Annotated in this window: 8 protein-coding genes and 2 pseudogenes; 1 reads left to right on the plus strand and 9 read right to left on the minus strand. The window is 32.3% G+C overall.

Annotated elements, in window-relative coordinates:
* The first annotated feature begins 138 nt into the window (after positions 1-138).
* On the plus strand, positions 139-852 hold the full coding sequence (locus KLA_RS16840; protein WP_013620297.1) for an SDR family oxidoreductase: 714 nt from the start codon (positions 139-141) through the stop codon (positions 850-852).
* A gap of 85 nt (positions 853-937) precedes the next feature.
* Here the strand turns inward: KLA_RS16840 and KLA_RS16845 are convergent, their stop codons facing one another.
* From KLA_RS16845 to KLA_RS17745, 9 genes and pseudogenes are all read right to left on the minus strand, one after another.
* Complete coding sequence (locus KLA_RS16845; protein WP_051456150.1) at positions 938-2,104, minus strand: PQQ-binding-like beta-propeller repeat protein; 1,167 nt, start codon at positions 2,102-2,104, stop codon at positions 938-940.
* Positions 2,032-3,240 (minus strand): MFS transporter, encoded by a 1,209-nt coding sequence (locus KLA_RS16850; RefSeq protein ID WP_034647261.1) that lies wholly within the window; start codon positions 3,238-3,240, stop codon positions 2,032-2,034. The genes KLA_RS16845 and KLA_RS16850 overlap by 73 nt, the downstream gene beginning before the upstream one ends.
* A gap of 118 nt (positions 3,241-3,358) precedes the next feature.
* Positions 3,359-3,931 carry a Crp/Fnr family transcriptional regulator gene (locus KLA_RS16855; protein WP_034647263.1) on the minus strand — a complete coding sequence of 191 codons (573 nt, stop codon included), beginning with the start codon at positions 3,929-3,931 and terminating at the stop codon, positions 3,359-3,361.
* Between the two features lie 122 nt (positions 3,932-4,053).
* Positions 4,054-4,212: pseudogene (locus KLA_RS17910) on the minus strand (RHS repeat-associated core domain-containing protein); the annotation flags it as partial.
* A 170-nt stretch (positions 4,213-4,382) separates the two neighbouring features.
* Positions 4,383-4,892, minus strand: coding sequence for an SMI1/KNR4 family protein (locus tag KLA_RS16860; protein ID WP_034647266.1), 510 nt, complete (start codon positions 4,890-4,892; stop codon positions 4,383-4,385).
* The gene (locus KLA_RS18450) at positions 4,883-5,272 is read right to left on the minus strand and encodes a hypothetical protein (RefSeq protein WP_232228783.1); all 390 of its coding nucleotides are present in this window, start codon (positions 5,270-5,272) and stop codon (positions 4,883-4,885) included. Before KLA_RS18450 ends, KLA_RS16860 begins: the two co-directional genes overlap by 10 nt.
* Positions 5,246-5,389, minus strand: a pseudogene (locus KLA_RS18565) (RHS repeat-associated core domain-containing protein); the annotation flags it as partial. The gene KLA_RS18450 and the pseudogene KLA_RS18565, both read right to left, overlap by 27 nt.
* Before the next feature lie 159 nt (positions 5,390-5,548).
* On the minus strand, positions 5,549-6,031 hold the full coding sequence (locus tag KLA_RS16870; RefSeq protein ID WP_034647268.1) for a hypothetical protein: 483 nt from the start codon (positions 6,029-6,031) through the stop codon (positions 5,549-5,551).
* An 11-nt stretch (positions 6,032-6,042) separates the two neighbouring features.
* A partial coding sequence (locus KLA_RS17745; RefSeq protein WP_200868418.1) for a hypothetical protein occupies positions 6,043-6,493 on the minus strand: 451 nt, incomplete at its 5' end.

Below are 6,493 nucleotides of genomic sequence, written 5' to 3' on the forward strand. Positions count from 1 at the left end.
ATTTAGTTCATAAAGAACATTTAGCACTTATAAAAAATATAGGTTAGCTAATAGATGATGTTTTTGTTATGGATTATTATACCACAGAATAAAACAGAATTTCTTCTTAATTTTAGAAATAATTATAAATAATTTAAAATGAAAAAAACAGCATACATAACAGGCGGATCTAAAGGAATTGGATTAGGAATAGCAGAAGCGTTGCTAAAAGAAGGAGTTAGTGTAGCTATTACTGCTAGAACACAGAACGATTTAGTTGAGACAGAAAAACACTTAAAAACAATAGGAGATGCAGAGGTTTTAATTATTAAATCTGATGTTAGGAACTTAGCAGATGAAGAAAAAGCTATACAGCAAGTTGTAGACAAATGGGGTGGTTTAGATTTTTGTATTGCAAATGCAGGAGTAGGGAGGTTTTCTCCTATAGATGAAATGAGTGCAGAAGACTGGAACTCGGTTATAGATATTAATTTAACTGGTGTTTTTAACACAGTTAAGGCAGCAATACCAGCACTTAAAAAGTCTAAAGGATACATTTTTACAATATCTAGTTTAGCAGGTACCAATTTTTTTGAAAACGGAGCCGCATATAACGCTAGTAAATTTGGTGTAGTTGGTTTTTCACAAGCAATTATGTTAGATTTAAGACCGTATGATATTAAAGTAACTACTATTATGCCTGGTTCTGTAGCTACGTATTTTAACGGACACACACCTACAGATGCAGATGCTTGGAAAATTCAACCAGAAGACATAGGTCAAATGGTAGTAGATTTAATACGAATGAACCCTAGAACCTTACCAAGCAAAGTAGAGGTTAGACCATCTGTGCCGCCATCTGCACGTAAATAAAAGGAGAATTAATAGCTAAAAAAGAAAGACAGTATCATAACAATGATACTGTCTTTCTTTTTTAATAATAGGTTTATGTAAATAATTAATTAGCTTTTACAATTTCAAAATATAAATTAAAAGCATCATTAACCTCATATTTAAGCTTAATATCTTTGTAAGTGTACTTGTTTGCTTTAAGGTTGTAGGTTACAAAATAGTTTTTTGTTAAAAAAGACAAGTCACCATTATAAACAAAAATGTTAGATAATATCTTCTCTTTAGGCTGTCTAATTTTTAACTGTTTACCATCTGTAGCGTTTAACATAAAAAAAGCATTGTCGTCTGCTTTTGTAAAACCAAAAATATAGTTATTGTATTTGCTAAAGTACCTAACATCATCACCCTCAATGTTTAAACTAGTTTTCCATATTAGTTCTCCATTATCACTATTTAAAGCAATAACATCTAATGTTTTACTATCTGTTTCAGATGCAAAATAATAATTTCCACCGTCTAGTATAGTGTTACTATCTATATTAGCGTATTTACCCTCGGTTTGGTATTCCCAAGCTATAGACGCCATATCGTCAATATTTAGAGCATATACTTTATTATATTCGTTAGCAACGTAAGCTTTTTTATCATCAATCTGCATTAAAGAATACATAGGAGTATTACCAAAACCTCTTTGCCAAATGGCTTGTCCTGTTTGTGATTTAAAAGAGTACACATAAGGCGCGTTAGATATTACAAGATTCTCTTTGTTTAAAACAGGCGTATAGTTATTGTAAGGAAACTGTAGTTTGTAGTTCCATACTTTGTCTCCTGTATATTTGTTAAAAGCGTATAATTGTTTGTTGTTAGAAGCTAAAAAAATTAAATTTCCTTGTATTGGTAAATGCTGACCACTAATTACATACCTCTTATCTACGCCAGAGTGCATACCAATTTCTGTTTTCCAGTAAAGACTACCATCATTTACATTAGCCGCAATAATTTCTTTCTGTGTACTAGTAGCATATAAAATAGAGTTTTCAATTTTAAACTGATTCCTCATTTTATTATAAGAGCTATCTGTAAACTTAATATTCCATTTTTGGTGTAAAGTTTCTAGGTCGTAAGATGTTATTTCTCCATCGTTTTTTAAAACAATAATAAGATCTTTCTCTACTTTTTCATTACCTAAAATATCCTTATTTATATTTTTTCCTTTCTGAATAAAACTAGGGTTAACAAGAATCCCACAATTACTAGAATACCACCTACCCAAGGAGTCGCTTCAATACCTAAGCTCGATTCTACAACCATTCCGCCTACATAGGCACCAATAGCAATACCAACGTTAAAAGCTGCAATATTTAAGGCAGATGCTACATCTTCGGTTCCTGGTAAGTATTTTTCCGCCATTTTCACCACGTATAATTGCAATGCAGGTACGTTTGAAAAGGCTAATATTCCCATAAAAAACAAGGTTACTATAGCAAAAATCTGACTAGAAGCTGTGAAGTATAACACAAACAATACGATGGCTTGTAACGCAAACATTACTAATAATGCTTTGCCTGGTTTATTGTTAGATACTTTACCACCAATAATATTTCCTATTGCTATGGCAATTCCATAAATTAAAAGAAATACACTAGTCATATTTGAAGAGAAACCAGTCACTTCTTCTAACAGCGGAGTTAAGTAGGTAAAGGTGACAAACGTACCACCATAACCAAATGCGGTAATGGCTAACACCAATAAAATAGACGGATTCTTAATCACCTTTAATTGGTCTATAAGTCGTAATGGAGCCGATTGTTTGATGTTTTTAGGAACCAAAGCCAAACTAGCTATTGCACCTACTAACCCTAAAAGGGCAACACCAATAAAAGTAGCTCTCCATCCAAAATTCTGACCTATATATGTTCCTAAAGGCACACCTGTTACAATAGCCACAGTAAGACCAGCAAACATTATAGAAATAGCTGTTGCTCGCTTATCTTTTGGTACCAAACTAGCTGCAATGGTAGACCCGATAGAAAAGAATACACCGTGTGCAAAACCTGTTACAACTCTAGATAATAGCAACAACTCAAAACTTGGTGAAATAGCTGCTAAACTGTTACCAATTATAAATAGTAACATAATTCCCATTAGTAATTGTTTCCTTGGAATTTTACCAGTTAAGGCAGTTAAAATGGGTGCACCAATGGCAACACCAATGGCGTACAGACTGACTAATAATCCTGCTGATGTTAATGATGTGCCTAGGTCGTTTGCAACGGTAGATAATAAACCTACAATTACAAATTCCGTTGTTCCTATGGCAAATGCACTTATGGTCAATGCCCATAATGCTGCTGGTAGACTCTTCTTTTTGGCTACCGTTTGGGAGCTCTGTATTGTTGTAGTTTTCATAGTACATTGTATTTAATTGTTCGATACAAAATTCTATGAAAACAAAGGGGTGTGCGAGGACATACATCACGGATTTTTTGTGATGTATATCAATATGGAAAAGTGATTTAGGTCACTTTTAGCTGTTAAAACGACTTAAAGTCTCTCTGGATACGCCTAAATAAGAAGCTATTAATTTTTTAGGAACGCGTTGTATTAATTTCGGAAGCTTATTTAAGAGGTACTCATACCTGCTTTCTGCAGTCATTGTAAGCAAAGACAAGATTCTTTGCTGTAGATTGATGTAACCGTGGTTGGATTTAATTCTGAAAAAGTTGGCAACGGCAGGGACTTCAAAACAAATTTTTTCCCTGTTCTCTAAAGACAAACAGAAAAACTCTGAATCTTCAAGACAATCTACAAAAATAGTTCCTGGTTCTTGATGTTGAAAAGCACAATGGTCGCTCACCCAATAGTTTTCCATAGCAAATTGAAGAATGTGTTCTTTGCCTTTTTCGTCTATGGAATATGCTTTTACCAAGCCTTTGATAATCCAATATTCAAAATCTACAGGTTGCCCCACTTGTATTAAAAATTGGTGTTTTTTAAGACTTTTAAATTCAAAGTGCGATTGTATAAAGTTCCACTCCTCATCAGTTAAAGAAACGATTTCCTCAAAATGTTGTCTTAGTAACTGTAACTGGTCTTCCATAAAGCAAATTTATCTTTACTTAATTAAAAACAAAAATAAACATTGATTTTTTATTTTATATTGAAAAATAAGATGTTTTTGCTAGTTAGGAATGGAACAATAATTAAAAGTAAAACATCAACTCAACTATTACTATCGCTTACATACGCATAAAAGTTTGGTTCGCCAGAAGCCAACCCAATCGGGTCTTGGCTTATATAGCTTCCACTATCGGGAGAGTAATACCTAAATCTGTTGTAACACAGCTCTAGGTCATCATCAAAATATTGGCCTTGGTATCTAAAGGGTGAACTGCAAAAGAACTTTTGGTAACTACATTAATTACCACAGTTTAAAAATACAAAAAGCTACCTAAATTAGTAGATAGCTTTTGTTGTTTGTTTTTTGTAAAACTTATGCGGTAGGGCACAAGCAAGATGCTTGCGCTAGCGGGGAAAAGAATTAGATATAGTTATATTTCTATTCCCTCATAGGCATCTCCATAAGATTCAAAATCAGATTCTAACCAAAACCAATTTTTGCCTTTTACAGAATAGATTTTTTCTAAAAGTTCAGTAAAATTGTTAGATATTATTGGGCTGTCATCTGGGTTTGCGTGAGTTTCTAAAAAACTGTCGTAGCATTTTCCTTTATCTTTTTCAGATAAATCTATACTTATATACTGGCTTAATTGTTCTGATTTGGCTATTAAATACCAATTTTGACTTATGTCATCTTCTAATTCTTCCCATATAACATCATCAGGCGGAAATAAAACGCTATTTGTTGTTTTAAAATCCTCAAATGGAACAATGCTAATTCCGTATGCTTCTTCTTTAAAAAAATCTATCCCATTATAGTTTGAATAAAAATCAAATAAATCTATAGGTAAATTATTAGGTAGTTCTCTTTGTTCTTTTACTTTAATTAAGTTACAAGAACTATCTTTCTCTATTTTGTCTAATATCTCTTTTAATGACATTTTGTGTAAATATATTTGTTGTACTTTTTATAGAACTCTTTTCTTGCGGATTTAGGAACGTTCGCTGCATCAAACATTACTTCTGATAATTCCTGCATTTGTCGTGCAGTCATATTCTTCCAATTACCACGAACTTTGCCGAAAGTGTCTTTCATCCATTTTCGTTCAGCTCTATGAGCAGCATCGTGTAAGTCTTTTGTTAACTGTATTGTTGGTTGGGCAGATCTTCTACTGACATAGCCTGGAATATTGTTTTTAGCCCAAGCATCCATAATATTATGGTGATTAAAAAGTCTACTACTTTTATTACCATAATTTACTATATCACATAAATTTCCTGCTAATCCAAGAGGGTCTACCCAACTATTACTATCACTCACATACGCATAAAAATTAGGCATTCCGCCATCAAGCCCAATTGGGTCTTGACTTATGTAAGTTCCACTATCTGGCGAGTAATACCTAAACCTGTTGTAACACAGCTCTAGGTCATCATCAAAATATTGGCCTTAGTATTTAAATAGTAAACTGCAAAAGAACTTTTGGTAACTACATAAATTACCACAGTTTAAAAATACAAAAAGCCACCTAAATTAACAGGTAGCTTTTGTTGTTTGTTTTTTTGTAGCCTTAATATATTCTAACTGTAGTGATTATTACCAATTAGAAGCTACAATAACTAGTTCGTTAGCTTTTATTTTCTCTATTCTTTCTTTTAATAATGGAATAAAAGCAATAACATCAAAATCTTGAAAACGGTCTTTGTATTTTATTAAAATTTCCTTAACGTATTCAAAAATTTCATCACACATTTTTATTCTCATTTCATCTTCTGGTAAATCTGAATACTCATTTATAATAAGCATTTGGTCTACTACCAGTTTATCTTCTTTCTTTTTATATCTAGCAAACGATTTTAACTTACCTTCTTCAATATCTTTTATATCAAAAAGCCTTAAAACAAGATATAAATTTGTATGATGCCCATCAACTTTACGTAATTGACTGGATATTGATTCTTGCCAAGGCATGTCTCTTAAATTGTCAGCAATGTATCTTATAACTTTTGATTTTTTTTGATTTTTTTCTTCACTTCCAGCATATCTAGCCTCAAAAGTTACTTTTAGAAAAGTCCCCATAAATTTAATTTTTAATGAAAGGTTTTATTACCTGGTGGTAACGCACCATTTTTATTATAATAATCTTTTATTTTCTGAGTTTCTAATAAATGATCTGCTTTTTTTGAGCCGCCTAAAGTCAATGGTTTAACATCTAAACCTGCTCCAATTGTATTTCCATTTACATCAAATCTCACTTTACCATTTGCGTCAACTTGAACAGAAGTAGCTTTGGATCTATTTATCCTTCCATTATCTAGTTTTGATGCAGGATACCTTGTTGCAGAGTTTTTAGATTCTCCAAATTTATATGTATCACCTTTTTTTAATTTTTGATAAGATGTTGGGTCTTTTTTTCCTTTCTCATAAACTGGATACCAACCATCAGAACGTGTTGTAAGTTTATATACATCTAAACCTAAAGGGTCTATCCAGATATTATTGTCTTTTGTATACGCATAAAAATTAGGCATTCCGCCATCA

The organism is Cellulophaga geojensis KL-A (genome assembly GCF_000568425.1).
GTDB classification, from domain to species: domain Bacteria; phylum Bacteroidota; class Bacteroidia; order Flavobacteriales; family Flavobacteriaceae; genus Cellulophaga; species Cellulophaga lytica.

Excerpts from the sequence above, each read along its gene's own strand:
- KLA_RS16840 (WP_013620297.1), top strand. The coding sequence starts at position 139 with ATGAAAAAAACAGCATACATAACAGGCGGATCTAAAGGAATTGGATTA.
- KLA_RS16850 (WP_034647261.1), bottom strand. The coding sequence starts at position 3,240 with ATGAAAACTACAACAATACAGAGCTCCCAAACGGTAGCCAAAAAGAAG.
- KLA_RS16855 (WP_034647263.1), bottom strand. The coding sequence starts at position 3,931 with ATGGAAGACCAGTTACAGTTACTAAGACAACATTTTGAGGAAATCGTT.
- KLA_RS16860 (WP_034647266.1), bottom strand. The coding sequence starts at position 4,892 with ATGTCATTAAAAGAGATATTAGACAAAATAGAGAAAGATAGTTCTTGT.
- KLA_RS16870 (WP_034647268.1), bottom strand. The coding sequence starts at position 6,031 with ATGGGGACTTTTCTAAAAGTAACTTTTGAGGCTAGATATGCTGGAAGT.